This window comes from Camelimonas fluminis, from assembly GCF_014656355.1.
Lineage (GTDB): Bacteria > Pseudomonadota > Alphaproteobacteria > Rhizobiales > Beijerinckiaceae > Camelimonas > Camelimonas fluminis.
Genome location: NZ_BNCG01000001.1, coordinates 89,871 through 105,238, shown reverse-complemented (window position 1 = coordinate 105,238; position 15,368 = coordinate 89,871). Strand labels below are relative to the sequence as shown.

Sequence of the window (15,368 nt, the reverse complement as noted above, 5' to 3'; positions counted from 1 at the left end):
AAACCTGGTCCCGCGTGAACAGGGGCTGGCTTTGACGCGTTGCCCTGGCGCGGCGCGGCGTTCACCCTGCCCGGCGCCATCGCCGGGGATCGGAGCGTGACAGTGGTCTGGCGGACATGAGTTTCTGGATCGCCCAGTTCCTGACCGGCCTGGCCAGCGCCGCGTCGCTGTTTCTCGTCGCCTCGGGCCTGTCGATCATTTTCGGCGTCACCCGCGTGGTGAACTTCGCCCACGGCGCCTTTTACATGGTCGGCGCCTATGTGGCCTGGTCGCTGACCGAGCGCCTGTCCGGCGCTTTCGGCTGGTGGGGCGGCGTGTTGCTCGCCGCCGCCGCGGTGGCGGCGCTGGGGGCCCTCGCCGAGATTCTCGTGCTCCGGCGCATCTACCAGGCGCCGGAGCTGTTCCAGCTGCTCGCCACTTTCGGCCTGACCCTGGTCGCGGCCGACCTGGTGGTGATGCTGTGGGGGCCGGACGAACTGGTAGGACGCCGCGCCCCCGGCTTCACCGGCTCCATCGCCCTGTTCGACCAGATGATCCCGGCGTGGGACCTGTTCCTGATCGCCTTGGGTCCCGTGGCGCTCGGCCTGTTGTGGCTGCTGTTCAACCGCACCCGGTTTGGCGTGCTGGTCCGGGCCGCCACCCAGGACCGCGAGATGGCCGCGGCGCTCGGCGTCAACGAGAAGTGGCTGTTCACCGGCGTCTTCGCCCTTGGCGTGTTTCTCGCCGCATTGGCCGGCGCGCTGCAGTTGCCGCGAGAATCCGTCAACCACCACATGGACCTGCGCATCATCGTCGACGCCTTTGTCGTGGTGGTCATCGGCGGTCTCGGCAGCATCACCGGCGCGTTTGTCGCCGCTCTCCTCGTCGCCCAGCTCAACGCCTTCGGCATCCTGCTGTTTCCGAAAATCTCCCTGGTCATCATCTTCCTGGTGATGGCCGCCGTGCTGGCCGTGCGCCCGTGGGGTTTGCTGGGCCGGCCCGACGTCGCCCAGCGCCCGCCCGCCGCCACATCGGCGCGGCCGTGGCGACCGCTCGGCGGCGCGGGACGCCTCGCCATGGCGGCGCTCGTGCTCGCGGCTGCGGCGTTGCCCTTCGTCAGCGGCGACTATCTGGTCATCGCCGCCACCGAGACGCTGATTTTCGCCATTCTGGCGGTCAGCCTGCATGTCCTGCTGTCGGTAGCCGGCGTCGCCTCCTTCGGCCATGCGGCGTTCTTTGGCCTCGGCGCCTATGGCGTGGCCCTGGCGGTGAAGGGACTTGGCCTCGGCATGGGCGCGGCTCTCGCCCTGGCGCCGCTGGTGGGGCTCGTTGGCGCCGGCCTGTTCGCGCTGGCGGCGGCGCGCCTCTCCGGCGTTTATCTGGCGATGCTCACCCTGGCCTTCGCGCAGATTCTCTGGTCCATCGCCTTCCAGTGGGTCGAGGTCACTGGCGGCGACAACGGCGTGCTGGGCCTGTGGCCGGCCGGCTTCGCAGCGCAGCCGGCGGGCTTCTACTGGCTCACCCTGGGGCTTGCCGTCCTGGTCATCGGCGTCAGCCGGGTGATCATGTTCTCGCCCTTCGGCTATGGCCTGCGCGGCGCGCGCGATGAAGCCCGGCGCGCCGCCAGCATCGGCGTCAGTCCGGGGCTGATGCGCTGGTGCGCCTTTGCCATCGCCGGAACCGGCGCGGCTGTGGCGGGCGCCCTGTTCGCCTTCCTGAAAGGCAGCGTATTCCCGGATACGCTTGCCATTCCCGTGTCCGTCGATTCCCTTGTCATGGTGTTGCTCGGCGGCGTTCAGACCACGCTGGGGCCTCTGGCTGGCGCCGTGGCCTACAAGGCGCTGTCGATCTGGCTGCTCAGCCAGACGCAATGGTCGAAGCTGGCGCTTGGTCTGGTGATCCTCGCCGTGGTGCTGGCGTTTCCGCGCGGCCTCGTCGGCGTCGTCAACCAGTGGCGCGACCGCTGGCTGACGCAGCGGCGGCCCGGCCATGGAGAGCCTCCATGACGGCGGCGATGAATGCGCCTCCCCTGCTCGCAGCGACAGGCCTCGCCAAAGCCTGGGGCGGCGTGCGGGCCGTGGACGACGTCAGCTTCTCGGTCGCCGCCGGCGAGATCGTCGCGCTGATCGGCCCCAATGGCGCGGGAAAGAGCACCTGCTTCAATCTCATCAACGGCCAGTTGCGACCGGACGCCGGACGCGTGCTGCTATCTGGGCGCGACATCACCGGCGCCGGCCCGGCGCGCGCCTTTCGCGCCGGCGTCGGCCGCACCTTCCAGATCGCCGCCACCTTCGCCTCCATGACCGTGCGCGAGAACGTGCAGACGGCGCTGGCCGCGGCGCGCGGGCAGATCATGCGCCCGTGGGGCGCCGGGCGGAACATCGCCCGCGACGACGCCATGCGGCTGCTGGCGCTGGCCGGCATGGCCGGCATGACGGAGCGGCCGGCGGCCGGGCTGGCCTATGGCGACGTGAAGCGGCTGGAGCTGGCCATCGCCCTGGCTGGCGCGCCGCGCCTGCTGCTGATGGACGAGCCCACCGCCGGCATGGCTCCGGCCGACCGCGCCGCCCTGATGCGAATAGCGGTCGCCGTCGCCCGCGCGCAGAACATTGGCGTTTTGTTCACCGAGCATGACATGGATGCGGTTTTCGCCCACGCCGACCGGATACTGGTGCTGGATCGCGGCCGGCTGATCGCCAGCGGCGCGCCGGCGGAGGTGCGCGACAGCCCGGCGGTGCGCGCCGCCTATCTGGGCGACGGCGTGCTGTTCGCCGCGACCGCCGACGACCGGCGGCAGTAACCCGGTCTTCATGACAGTAGTTTTTTAGTATAACCGTACCGTCCCAATTTGCCGGGAAGCCCTCTCCGCTTCTCTTCGATGATTATCAAGGAAGCATGCATGGCCGCACAGCAATTGCCGTCCAGCCCCCCGACCGCCAGCGAGCCGGCGGCGGATGGACTATGCGTCGATGGCCTCAACGCCTGGTATGGCCAGGCCCAGATCCTGCATGGCGTCGGCCTCAACGTCGGGCCGGGGGAGATTGTCGCGTTGCTCGGCCGCAACGGCGCCGGCAAGACCACCACGCTGCGCGCCATCATGGGGCTGGTCCGGCGCAGCGCCCGCCAGTTGGGCTTTCGCGGCGCCGACATCGGCCCGATGCCGCCCTTCGCCATCGCCCGGCGTGGTCTGGGCTACGTGCCGGAGGACCGGCGCATCTTCACGGACCTGACCGTGGACGAAAACCTGGAAACCGGCCGGCAACCGCCCCGCCCGGGCGCGCCGCAATGGACGCCGGAGCGGTTGTTTGAGCTGTTCCCCAACCTTGGCCGCATGCGCGATCGCCCCGGCGGCGCCATGAGCGGCGGCGAGCAGCAGATGTTGGCCATCGCCCGCACGCTGATGGGCAACCCCCACATGGTGCTGCTGGACGAGCCGGCGGAGGGCCTCGCACCGCGCATTGTCGAGGACATGGCGGCGGCCCTGCTGGCGCTGAAGCGCGAAGGCCTCAGCCTGCTGGTGGCCGAACAGAACCTGAATTTCGCCCGCCTGCTGGCGGACCGCGCCCATGTGCTGGCGGGTGGCGAAAGCCGTTTTTCCGGAACCATGGCGGAGCTTGACGCCGACCCCGACGCTCGCGACGCGTTGCTGGCGGTGTGAGCGGCAAGACTTTTCCAGCAGGGCGCCATCGCCTTGCGGCAGAGCCGAATGCTGCAACGACAATCCGTTCCGGCATTGGAGCGGCCTGTTGACGCGGAGATGCCGGGCCTGGCGATCGCTCCCAGTTCCCAGCCGGTTTTAAACCTCGCGACGATCAGGGTAACCTCCGCCCCACGCACCGCCGGACGCCGCCGGGGCCGACCGGATTTCTGTCCTTTTGCGCCCGCTCTCCGGCGCCCGTTCAGTTGCAGCCGGGCGGCGCGCGGCATTTCCTGCAGGAAATGCGTCACACTGATTTAAGCTTTGCTGGCCACGGTGCGTCAGCGTCTTTGCGACCTGGCGGCGGAGGCCGCCTGGCCACCGGCAGCTGGAGAGGGCTTTGACGGGTAACCAGACAGACACGCGGCTGGCGCCTGATGGCCACGCCGCCCCGGCGAACTGGTTTCGCGAACTGGCGCGCATGCAGCCCGCCCGGTGGCCGGTGGGGCTGTCGCTCCGCGCCGCGATCACGGTGGGCGCGCCGTTCATGGTTGGCATGGCGACCGGCTCCACCAGCGATTGCATGTGGATCGCCATGGGGGCGCTACTGCTGGCCTCCGGCGAGCGTCGCGGTCCCTACCGGACTGTCTTCAGGCAGATCCTGATCGCCGCGCCCATGGGAGCCGCCGGCTTTCTGGCCGGTTACCTCGGCGCGCTGCCCTGGGCCGCTGTCGTCGCCGCGATGATGATCGCCGGCTTTCTGGCCGGGATCATCAGCAGCTATGGCCAGGCTTTCTCCGCTGGCGCGCTTCAGGCGCTCCTCACCGCGGGCATCGCGCTTGGCATTCCGGCCATCGATCCATACTGGCGATGCTCCCTGCTGTTCCTGGGCGGCGGCGCCGGCTACGCCGCCCTGCTGGGCGTAGAGGCGCTGCTGGCGCGGCGGCAGCGGCAGCGACATATCCTCGCCGACCTGATCAACGCCATCGCCAAGCTGGCCCGCGCCCGCGCCTCCCGGAGGCCCGAGGCGCAGGTCGAGGCGGCGCGACGCGCCGTCACGGACGAACTGGGCGCCGCCTGTGCAGCGTTGATCGACAGCAACGGCCTGACCCGGGGCGCCTCAGGCGCGCCTGCCGCCCAGGGCGTGATCTTGCGGGCCGTGGACCGGCTGTTCACCGCCACCCTGTCGAGCGACAGCCCGGAGGCGCTGGAGGCCGCCGGCAGTCAGCTTGCCGACATGGCGGCGGCCCTGTCGCACGGCGGGCCGCCCGGGCGCGTCCTCCCGGAGGCGCCCGCTGATCCGCTTTTGCAGGCGGTGGCGACGCTGCGGGCGGCTTGTGAGGGCGACGCCAGCCAGCTCCCGCAAAGCCGGAACAACGTCTCCACCGGCGCCGCTCCCGCGCGACGCCTCAGCCCCAGCGCGATTGTCGACCGGCTGGCCTGCGGCCGCGAAACGGTCATGTCCGCCCTGGCCCTGGCGCTTTGCCTCGGCCTCGCCTACGCAACCCACTGGCTTGACGACGCCAGCCACTGGTACTGGGTTCCGTTGACGGTCGGCATTGTCATGAAGCCCGACTTCGGCTCCGTGTTCACCCGCGCGGTGTTGCGCTGCATCGGCACGGCCGGCGGCGTGCTGATCGGCGCGGCGGCCCTGATTCTTCTCCCCAAAGGCATGCTGCTGGCCTTGCTCACCATCGCCCTCGCCGCGACGCTGCCCTGGGCGAAGCAACGTTCCTACGCCATGCAGACCATCGCCCTGACGCCCCTCATCCTGATTCTGATCGACCTTGTCGCGCCCGGCGTCAAAAACATCGACTACGGCGTCCAGCGCCTGATCGACACCGTCATCGGCGCCGCCATCGTGCTGGTCTTCGGCTACTTCCCGTGGCGCAGGGGGCAGGAACGGCAGGTGGCCCATGCATTCCAGGCGGCGCGCGCCTGCATTGCCGACTGCCTGCGCGCAACCCTTCCGGCGCAGGACCGCCAGCCGACGGACGTGGCGCGCCGGCGCAGGGCCGCCTACGGCGCGCTCTCCAATCTGCGGGTGCGGCTGCAGCGCTCGATGGCCGAGCCGCCGCCCTCCGGCCGTGAAGCGGCGGCGTGGCTGCCCCTGGTCGCCTGCGCAGAGCGGATCTGCGACAGAATCACCATCTGGTCGACCCAGGAGCCACGACCACTGGATGACGGCGACGCCCGCACGGTCGCGCGCCTTGCCGAGGCCATCGACGGCGCGGCTGACGCAACCGAAGCCGCGAGGCTGACCTCAACCAATCCTGCGGTCGCGGCGCTGGTCGCCAGCGTCACCGCCGAGCTGACCCATCTGGACCAGCTGACGGAGGTGAAAAATGCGCCTGCGCCAGCCGGGACAGAGATTCCCGAAGCCCGCAAAGCAGGGTAGAAAAATATTTCACCGCGCCGCCCCGGCGCAGAATGGAGTCATTCTATTTCACGGTCAAAGCGCCAAATTAAAATCTTTTCCCGCGTGTGATCGGGAAATTATTGAGCGGCGCGACCACCCTGTGTTACCCCTCCTGCTCCGCCAGGCGTCCGGGGCTTCCCAGCGCGGCGATGCGGCGCGTGTCCGCCAGTTCGTGGATGAGAGATGAGCAATTTCTATACGGAAAAAGTCCTTGCCGTTCGCCACTGGAACGACACCCTGTTCAGCTTCCGCACCACCCGCGACGATGGCCTGCGGTTCCGCAATGGCGAATTCATCATGATCGGCCTGCCGGTGAACGGAAAGCCGCTGCTGCGCGCCTATTCCATCGCCAGCGCCAATTATGACCCCGAGCTCGAATTCTATTCCATCAAGGTTCAGGATGGCCCGCTCACCTCGCGCCTCCAGCACCTGAAGGAAGGCGACGAGATCATCGTCGGCCGCAAGCCGACGGGCACCCTCGTGCTCGACAATCTCGAAAACGGCCGCAACCTGTACCTGCTCAGCACCGGCACCGGCCTCGCGCCGTTCGCCGGCCTGATTCGCGATCCGGAAATTTACGGCCGCTACGACAAGGTAATTCTTACCCACGGCTGCCGCTTTGTCTCCGAGCTGGCCTATGGCGAAAAGCTGGTGAAATCCGTGCTGGAGGACGAATTCCTCGGCGAGGACGCCCGCGAGAAGCTGCTGTATTACCCCACGGTGACCCGGGAAGCCTTCCGCAACACCGGCCGCCTCACCGAGTTGATGCAGAGCGGCAAGATCTATGAGGACCTTGGCCTGGCTCCGCTCTCGGCCGAGGAAGACCGCGCCATGATCTGCGGCAGCCCGCACATGCTCGCCGACCTGAAGACCATGCTGCTGGAGGCAGGCTTCGTGGAGGGCAACCACGGCGAGGCTGGCCAGTTCGTGGTCGAGAAGGCCTTCGTGGAGAAGTAAGCGACCCGGCGGCCGCCGTGACGCGGCCGCCGGACTGGAGCATTTCCGGTGCAAGCCAGTTCACCCGACATGCTCCATCTGTTTGATTGACGCATTTTCTTCACGGGAAGTGGGCCCCCTTGCCCCCGAAAATGCTCCGGGAACGGAAAACGCCAGCCCGTTGGGCTGGCGTTCTGGTTTCCTGGCCTGCTCGGGAAGCCTTGCTCAGGAGGCCAGCGCCGCCCGCATGCCGACTTTTGCGGCCTCGTATTGCGCCGCCATTTCGTCGACCAGCGTCGCCACCGTCTCCACCCTGCGCACGCCGGAAACCGAATGGCCGGCGCTGCGGATGTCCACCCAGCGCTTCGGACCCGGCGCCTGTGAGCCGCCGCCAAACATCTCTTTCGCTGTCTGGGCGCTGACCTGCTCGTCGAGCCGCTCCGGATCGAGCCCGGCCGCCACGATCGACGGGCGCAGCATATTGGTCTGCAGGCCCGTGAAAGCCTTCGTCAGCACCACGTCGTCCATGGAGGACGACACCAGCATCTCCTTGTAGGAATCCGCCGCCATGCTCTCGTGCGTGGCGATGAAGCGGGTGCCCATATAGGCGAGATCGCACCCCAACGCCTCGGCCGCCAGCAGCGAGGCGCCGTCGGTGACGCCGCCGGCCAGCACGATCGGCCCGTCGAACATGGCCCGCACCGCCCGCACGAAGGCGAAGCCGTTCATCCAGCCGGTTTGCCCGCCGGCGCCAGCGGTGAGCAGCACCAGGCCGTCAGCCCCCGCCTCCAGCGCCTTTTCCGCATGTTTCACCGTCGCCACGTCGGCCAGCACCAGCGCGCCGATGTCGTGCAGCGGCTGCACCACCGCCGCCGGCGAACCGACGCTGGTGATGACCATTTCCACGCGGTTGCGCACCAGGCAGGCCAGATCGTCCTGCAGGCGCGGCTGGCGGATAATCAGGTTGGGACACCAGGGCGCGTAAGCTGCCCCACCCGCGGCGGAGCGCGCGGCGATATCCTGGAGCCACTGGTCCAGTTCCTCCACCGTGCGGGCGTTGGCGGTGGGAAACGACCCCACCACGCCGCTACGGCAGGCGGCGACCACCAGATCCGGCCCCGAAACGCGCAACATCGGCGCGGCGATGACCGGCAGACGCAGCCGGTCACGAATCCTGCTGTCGAGCATGCCGTCACCCCACCATGCGCTGCTGGCCGGCCCAGTAGCGGGCGCGCAACACCTTCTTGTCGACCTTGCCCACGGGGGTCACCGGCAGCTCGTCGATGAACTCCACCGACTTGGGCGCCTGGGTCGAGCCCTTTTTCTGCTTCACCAGGGCGATCAGCTCTTCATCGGTCACGTCGCCGCCAGCCTTGCGCACCACCAGCGCCTTCACCGCCTCGCCCCATTTGGCGTCCGGCACGCCGATCACCGCCGCCATGGCGACTGCGGGATGGCTGGTGAGGGCGTCCTCCACCTCACGCGGGTAGACGTTGAAGCCGCCGGTGACGATCATGTCCTTCATGCGGTCGACAATGTAGAGATAGCCGCGCTCGTCGGCCCGGGCGACATCGCCCGTGTGCAGCCAGCCGTGGCGGAACACCTCTTCCGTCTGCTCCGGACGCTTCCAGTAACGCCCCATGACCTGGGGCGCGCGCACGCAGATCTCGCCCGCCTCGCCCGGGGCCACAGGCTCGCCGTCCTCATTGAGCAGCGCCACGTCGCAATTGGACAGCGGGAAGCCGCAGGAGGCGAACAGTTCCGGCCGCGCCGGGTCGTGATCGGCCTTGCGCAGCACCGACACCGGGTAGCACTCGGACTGGCCGTAAAGCTGCGAGAACACCGGACCGATGCGCTCCAGCCCTTCGACCAGCCGCGTCGGCGACATGGGCGAGGCGCCGTAAAGCAGCAGCTCCAGCGACGACAGGTCGGTTTTGGCGAGCGCCGGATGATCGAGCAGCACATAGATCATCGTCGGCACCAGCAGGGTGAAGTTGATGCGCTGGCGCTCGATGGTCTGCAACACCCGCTCCGGATCGAAGCTCTTCATCAGCGTCACCGAGCCGCCGCGCATCAGCGTCGGCATGACCTTGGTGCCGGCCACGTGGCTGATGGGGGCGACCGCCAGATAATGGGGGGTGTCCGGCAGTTCGAAATCGGCGAGAATCGCCGGGCTGATGGCGGCGGCGCTGCGGTGGTCGCGCCAGACGCCCTTGGACTTGCCGGTGGTGCCCCCGGTGTAGCCGATGACGCAGGAATCATCTGGCCGCGCCAGATCGCGCGGCGTGGTCGAGCCGATCGCCGCGGCGGCGGCCATCAGGTCGATGCCGTAATCCGCCTTGCCAATGGTCAGCACGTGACGTACGCCGCCGGCCTTCTGCGCCAGATCGGCGCCGCGCGCCGCATAGGTCTCCGCATCCACCACCAGCACCTGGATTTCAGCGTCGGCGAGCTGGTCCAGATGGTCCTCCAGCGAACCCAGCGGATGCAGCGGCGTGGTGCACAGGGCGGAAGCCTGCGCCGCCTGGGTGAGGCACCAGGTTTCCCAGCGGTTGGAGGTCAACGCCGCGACGCCGGCGCCGCGCGGCAGCCCCAGCCCGGCCAGCACCGCCTGCATGCGGCCCAGCATGTCGATGACATGGGCGTAAGAAATGTTGCCGGTTTCGGTGACGAAGGCGGTCCGGTCAGGATAGCGCGCCAGCGCGCGCAGGGTCTGGGAGCCAGCGGTGGGCTGCGCGTTCAGAAAACTCATGGCGTTTCTTCCCGGAATGTTTTTTGGATCGTTGATGAAGTTGAGGCCTTTTCGCCTGCCGGCGCGTTTCTTTTTCGCCCGCCGGCGCGTCCGGGGCAATGTGATTTTTGCGCGCCCCGGCGACTTGCCGTCCGGCCCGGAAGCGACGACCTTGTCTGGCAAAGAGGAAGCGCCATGATCAAGCAACTCAACCGCATCGATATTTCCGTGGCCGATCCATCGACCGCATGCGCCGATTACGCCGAGCTGTTCGGCGTGCAGCCCCACGCGCGCGGCGCCGACAGCGCCCGTTTCCGCCTCGCCAACACCGACGTGCTGCTGCAGTCGACTGGCGCGGCCTGCCACGGCCTGTGCGGCATGGCCTTTGGCGTCGATGACCTGGGCCGCGCCGCCAGACTGCTCGACAACCGCGGCGTGCCGTGGAGCCAGGAGAATGGCCCGGACGGCCCCCGCCTGCGCCTTGACGAAACGGCGACCCATGGCGCTCCGGTGACGCTGGAGCCGGCGCCGGCGCGCGACACCCGACGGGAAGCGGAGACCGGCCTTGCCGGGGCTGGCGCCATCGTCGGCGTCGACCATCTGGTGTTGCGATCGGCCAATCCCACCCGCGCCATGGCCTTCTGGGGCGCGCAGATAGGCCTGAGCCTGCGCTTCGACCGCACGTTCAGGCAGATGGGCGCGCGCGTCACCCTGTTCCGCTGCGGCGACATGAAAATCGAGGTCGCGAGCCGCGAGGATCCGGAGAAGGCGTCGGACGACGATGAGTTGTGGGGCGTGTCGTGGCGCGCCGCCGACATCGCCAGCCTGCACGCCCGCCTCGCAGGCCGCTTCGAGCTGTCGGAACTGCGTCGCGGCCTGGAGCCGGGCACGTCCGTGTTCACCATTCGCAATCGCACCCATGACGTGGCCACCATCGCCATTGGCGCGCAGGATCAGCAGGGCTGAACAGTCTGATCACGGCACAGCCGCCCAGCCGCCGGCGGATCATGGCGGCGGCGAGACTTGGTCCAGCGCCGCGATTGCCAAGCAAGTGTTAGATAGATATAGAGCAGCCCAGATCCGCCTATTCCTCGCAGCATTCCGTCGCGTCGTCCGCCAATAGCGGAAACAAGGCGCGGGGACGCGCGGGAGAACTGCAAGACAGGAAGCCGCCGTGAGCCAGTTCGCCCTTGCCAATGAGCCTGAAGACGTCGCGATGTTCCGCGAGACTGCCCGCCGCTTTTTCGAGCGCGAGTGCGTCCCGCATATGGAGCGCTGGGAAGACCAGGGCGTTGTCGATCGCGATGTCTGGAACAAGGCGGGCGAGTACGGCCTGCTCTGCGCCTCGATTCCAGAGGAATACGGCGGAGCCGGCGGCAACTTCCTGCACGAGAAGGTGCTGGTTGAAGAGCAGGTGAAAGCCGGCGTCGGAGGCTGGGGCAACTCGGTGCATTCCGGCATCCTGGCCCATTACGTTTATGGTTATGGCAACGAAGAGCAGCGCCACCGCTGGCTGCCGGGCATGGCCTCCGGCGCGCTCGTCGGCGCCATCGCCATGACCGAGCCGGGCACTGGCTCCGACCTGCAGGGCGTCAAGACCACCGCCCGCCGCGAGGGCGATGAGTACGTCATCAATGGCCAGAAGACCTTTATCACCAACGGTCAGACCGCCAATCTGATCTGCGTCGTCGCCAAGACTGATCCGACGCTGGGCGCCAAGGGCATCTCGCTGATCATGGTCGAGGTTGACAAGGTTCAGGGCTTCCGTCGCGGCCGCAACCTGGACAAGATCGGCCAGCACGCCGCTGACACCTCCGAGCTGTTCTTCGACGACGTGCGCGTGCCCGTCGCCAACCGCCTCGGCGAACGTGAAGGCATGGGCTTCATCCACCTGATGCAGCAGTTGCCGCAGGAGCGCCTGATCATCGCCGTGCAGGCCGTGGCCGCCATGGAGCGCGCCTATGAACTGACCGCCCAGTACGTCAAGGACCGCAAGGCGTTCGGCAAGACCATCGCCGACTTCCAGAACACCCGCTTCAAGCTGGCGGAAGTGAAGACCCACGCACGCGTCGCCCGCGCCTTTGTCGAGCACTGCACCGCGCTTGTGCTGGAGAAGAAGCTCGACGTGGAGACCGTGGCCATGGCCAAGTGGTGGACCACCGACACCCAGGGCAAGGTCATGGATGAGTGCCTGCAGCTGTTCGGCGGCTACGGCTACATGCGTGAATATCCGATCTCCCGCATGTGGACCGACGCCCGCGTGCAGCGCATTTACGGCGGCGCCAACGAGATCATGAAAGAACTGATCGGCCGCAATATCTGACATCTGCATCTTCCGGCGCGACGCACGTCGCCGCGCCGGCCAGACCCGCCGGGACTTTCGTGAAGCTCCGGCGGAGCCACGCGACAAGCGCGTCCAGCGTCCGCACTGGATCAGGCAGCGCCCTCCGACCTGTCAGGAGAGGCGGCTTTACCGGTCCAGGGCGCAACGGAATGGACGGCGCACAGGGAAGAAACAGTTCCACGGAGACCGGCGGCAAGCTGCCCGATTCCGCGCGCCAGAGCATTTTCAAGAAAGGTGGGCGCCACTTTTCGCAAAGAAAATGCGGTGTTCGCGACGCGGAAGCCAGAGGTCATGATACGCGCCGCAAAAGGCGCGCTGGGGGAACTGATGAACCAATTCAAGAAGCGCCTGCTGGGCGCCATCGCCGTGCTGGCTTGCGCCGCCCCGCTCGGCGCGAAGGCTGAAATCTCCGATAACGTCGTTCGCATCGTCGTCATGAACGACCAGTCGTCAGCCTATTCCGACACTTCGGGCAAGGGCTCCGTGGTCGCCGCGCAGCTGGCCATCGACGATCACAACGGCAAGGCCGCTGGCAAGCCGGTGGAGCTGGTTTCCGTTGATCACCAGCTCAAGGTTGACGTCGCTCTCGCCCACGCCCGCAAGCTGATCGACCAGGACAAGGTCGACGTCTTCGTCGACATGGCGAATTCCGCCGTGTCGCTGGCGATCCAGAAGCTCGTCCAGGACACCAACCGCGTCGCCCTGCATGTCGGCTCGGCCCACGCCGATCTCTACGGCAAGGCCTGCTCGCCGAACGGTGCCCTGTGGCTGTACGACAGCTATTCGCTGGCCAAGGGCCTGGCCAAGGCGCTGCTCGACGACACGCACAAGAACTGGTTCCTGCTCACCGCCGACTATGCGTTCGGCCACGCCATGCAGGACGACATGACCCGCACGCTGAAGCAGAACGGCGGCAATGTCGTCGGCGCAGTGCGCGCGCCGCTCGCCACCAACGACTACTCGTCGTTCCTGATGCAGGCCATGGGCGCCGACGCCCAGGTTCTGGCCCTGCTCAACGCCGGCGCCGACACCACCAACTCGATCAAGCAGGCGGCCGAGTTCGGCGTCACCCGCAAGGGCGTCAAGCTGGCTGTGCCGATTTTCACCATCATCAACGCCAAGGGCATCGGCTCCGAGCTGGCCCAGGGCGCCGTGTTCCTCGCCGGCTATTATTGGGACGCCGACGACGCCAGCCGCGCCTTCGCGAAGCGGTTTGAAGCGAAGATGGGGCGCCCGCCGGCGCACACCCAGGCTGCCGTCTACAGCGCCGTGTCGCACTATCTGAAGGCGATCGACGCCGGCAACACGGATGAGGCGAAGGCCGTCATGGCGAAAATGCGCGAGCTGCCGATCAACGACTTCATGACGAAGAACGGCAAGCTGCGCGAGGACGGTCGCGTGATCCGCGACATGCTGCTGCTTGAAGTGAAGGCGCCGGCCGACGTCAAATCCGAGTGGGATCTGGCCAAAGTTGTCAGGAGCATTCCGGGCGACGAAATGATCCGCCCGGTGAATGAAGGCGGCTGCCCGCTCATCAAGTAAGGCGACGGAGCCGGCGATCCGCCAACCGGCCGGATCGCCCGCCTGACTGCCGGACGCCTTGCGCAACGCGGGCGTTCGTGCTTGTCAGGGCGCAGGCGGAAGGACGGCGGCCATAAGGTTCAGCCTGTTGGTCCGTTACGCGCAACCCGCGCCAACAATTCAGTGACCTTCAAAGACCGTGAGGGGCCCCAAGTGACGCATCCATCCATTCACGCCCGGACCAATCCGGACAAACCCGCCTACATCATGGCCGCCACTGGCGAGACCGTGACCTATGGCCAGCTTGAAGCCCGCTCCAACCAGGTCGCCCAGCTGTTCCGGTCCCTTGGCCTGAAGCCGCAGGACCACATGGCGTTCGTGCTGGAAAACAGCGCGCGCTTCTACGAGGTGGCGTTCGGCGCCCAGCGCGCCGGCCTGTATTACACGGCCATCTCCACCCACCTGCAGCCAGAAGAAATCGCCTATATCGTCGGCGACTGCGGCGCGAAGGTCTTCATCACCTCCATCAAGTTCGCCGACCGTGCGGAAGAACTGCGCAAGCAGCTCAGCCCCGACACCGTGTGCCTGATGATTGGCGGCGTCGCTCCCGGCTTCCAGTCCTTCGAGGAAGCGGTGAAGGCCATGCCTGAGACGCCGATCGCCGATGAGGTGACTGGTCCCGACATGCTCTACTCCTCCGGCACCACCGGCCGGCCGAAGGGCGTGAAAAAGCCGTTCGAGGGAACGCCGATCACCGAGCTGAACCCGTTCCTGAACGCGCTCGTCGGCACGATGTGCGGCGCCAACAGCGAGACCGTCTATCTGTCGCCGGCGCCGCTCTATCACGCGGCTCCGATGCGCTTCAACATGATGATCATGTGCTATGGCGGCACCTCAATTATCATGGAGAAGTTCGACGCCGAGGAGTACCTGCGCCTCGTCGAGAAGTACAAGATCACCTTCTCGCAGCTCGTGCCCACCATGTTCATCCGCATGCTCAAGCTGCCCGATGACATCCGCGCGAAGTACGACATCTCCTCGCTGAAGAGCGCCGTGCACGCCGCCGCGCCCTGCCCGGCCGAGGTCAAGAAGGCGATGATCGAATGGTGGGGGCCGATCATCCTCGAGTATTACGCCGGCTCCGAGGGCAATGGCGTCACCATCATCAACTCGAAGGAAGCGATGGAGCGTCCCGGCTCGGTCGGTCGCGCCCTGGTCGGCGAGATCAAGATCGTCGGTGAGGACGGCCAGCTGGAAGGCCCGGGCGATATCGGCCAGATCTACTTCGCCGGCGCGCCTGAGTTCAGCTATCACAACGACCCCGCGAAGACGAAGGGCGCCTACAACGAGCACGGCTGGTCGTCGCTCGGCGACGTCGGCTACCTCGACAAGGACGGCTATCTGTTCCTGACCGACCGCAAATCCTACATGATCATTTCCGGCGGCGTGAACATCTACCCGCAGGAAACCGAGGACGCGCTGATCGGCCATCCCGCCGTCACCGACGCCGCCGTGTTCGGCGTGCCGAACGCCGAAATGGGCGAGGAAGTGAAGGCCGTCGTGCAGCCGGCCGCCGGCTATGAAGCCGGCCCCGAGCTGGCGGCCGAGCTGATGGCGTATTGCCGCACGAAGCTGTCGCCCATCAAGTGCCCGAAGAGCATCGACTTCGATCCGGAGCTGCCGCGCACGCCGACGGGCAAGCTGATGAAGCGTATCCTGCGTGACCGCTACTGGCCGAAGGAGGCCAAGGGCCCGGCCGCCGTCGCCTGATCCGGCGAAATATCGCGATGTGGAAACGCCC

12 protein-coding genes are annotated in these 15,368 nt (G+C 67.3%); 10 read left to right on the top strand and 2 right to left on the bottom strand.

The window, feature by feature from the left end; translation table 11 throughout:
* The first annotated feature begins 116 nt into the window (after window positions 1-116).
* From IE243_RS00505 to IE243_RS00485, 5 genes are all read left to right on the top strand, one after another.
* Window positions 117-1,985, top strand: a complete 1,869-nt coding sequence (locus tag IE243_RS00505) for an ABC transporter permease (RefSeq protein WP_191317400.1) — start codon at window positions 117-119, stop codon at window positions 1,983-1,985.
* Complete coding sequence (locus IE243_RS00500; protein WP_191317399.1) at window positions 1,982-2,779, top strand: ABC transporter ATP-binding protein; 798 nt, start codon at window positions 1,982-1,984, stop codon at window positions 2,777-2,779. Before IE243_RS00505 ends, IE243_RS00500 begins: the two co-directional genes overlap by 4 nt.
* 99 nt (window positions 2,780-2,878) lie before the next feature.
* On the top strand, window positions 2,879-3,637 hold the full coding sequence (locus IE243_RS00495) for an ABC transporter ATP-binding protein (protein WP_191317398.1): 759 nt from the start codon (window positions 2,879-2,881) through the stop codon (window positions 3,635-3,637).
* Window positions 3,638-4,016: 379 nt separating this feature from the next.
* Window positions 4,017-6,014, top strand: a complete 1,998-nt coding sequence (locus tag IE243_RS00490) for an FUSC family protein (RefSeq protein ID WP_191317397.1) — start codon at window positions 4,017-4,019, stop codon at window positions 6,012-6,014.
* Window positions 6,015-6,218: 204 nt separating this feature from the next.
* Window positions 6,219-6,992, top strand: a complete 774-nt coding sequence (locus IE243_RS00485; RefSeq protein ID WP_191317396.1) for a ferredoxin--NADP reductase — start codon at window positions 6,219-6,221, stop codon at window positions 6,990-6,992.
* A 204-nt stretch (window positions 6,993-7,196) separates the two neighbouring features.
* On the opposite strand, the gene IE243_RS00480 is transcribed toward IE243_RS00485, so the two are convergent.
* Complete coding sequence (locus IE243_RS00480; protein ID WP_210319773.1) at window positions 7,197-8,159, bottom strand: NAD(P)H-dependent flavin oxidoreductase; 963 nt, start codon at window positions 8,157-8,159, stop codon at window positions 7,197-7,199.
* Between the two features lie 4 nt (window positions 8,160-8,163).
* Window positions 8,164-9,723 (bottom strand): AMP-binding protein, encoded by a 1,560-nt coding sequence (locus IE243_RS00475; protein WP_191317395.1) that lies wholly within the window; start codon window positions 9,721-9,723, stop codon window positions 8,164-8,166.
* Between IE243_RS00475 and IE243_RS00470 the strand changes: the two genes are divergently transcribed.
* The 5 genes from IE243_RS00470 (at window position 9,722) to IE243_RS00450 (ending at window position 15,337) form a co-directional block, all read left to right on the top strand.
* Window positions 9,722-9,901, top strand: coding sequence for a hypothetical protein (locus IE243_RS00470; protein WP_191317394.1), 180 nt, complete (start codon window positions 9,722-9,724; stop codon window positions 9,899-9,901). The two genes, IE243_RS00475 and IE243_RS00470, sit on opposite strands and share 2 nt — an antisense overlap.
* Complete coding sequence (locus IE243_RS00465) at window positions 9,898-10,668, top strand: VOC family protein (protein ID WP_191317393.1); 771 nt, start codon at window positions 9,898-9,900, stop codon at window positions 10,666-10,668. The genes IE243_RS00470 and IE243_RS00465 overlap by 4 nt, the downstream gene beginning before the upstream one ends.
* A gap of 250 nt (window positions 10,669-10,918) precedes the next feature.
* Window positions 10,919-12,025 carry an acyl-CoA dehydrogenase family protein gene (locus IE243_RS00460; RefSeq protein WP_191317871.1) on the top strand — a complete coding sequence of 369 codons (1,107 nt, stop codon included), beginning with the start codon at window positions 10,919-10,921 and terminating at the stop codon, window positions 12,023-12,025.
* 348 nt (window positions 12,026-12,373) lie between these two features.
* Complete coding sequence (locus tag IE243_RS00455; protein WP_191317392.1) at window positions 12,374-13,588, top strand: ABC transporter substrate-binding protein; 1,215 nt, start codon at window positions 12,374-12,376, stop codon at window positions 13,586-13,588.
* Window positions 13,589-13,780: 192 nt separating this feature from the next.
* The gene (locus IE243_RS00450) at window positions 13,781-15,337 is read left to right on the top strand and encodes an acyl-CoA synthetase (protein ID WP_191317391.1); all 1,557 of its coding nucleotides are present in this window, start codon (window positions 13,781-13,783) and stop codon (window positions 15,335-15,337) included.
* The last annotated feature ends 31 nt before the right edge of the window (window positions 15,338-15,368 follow it).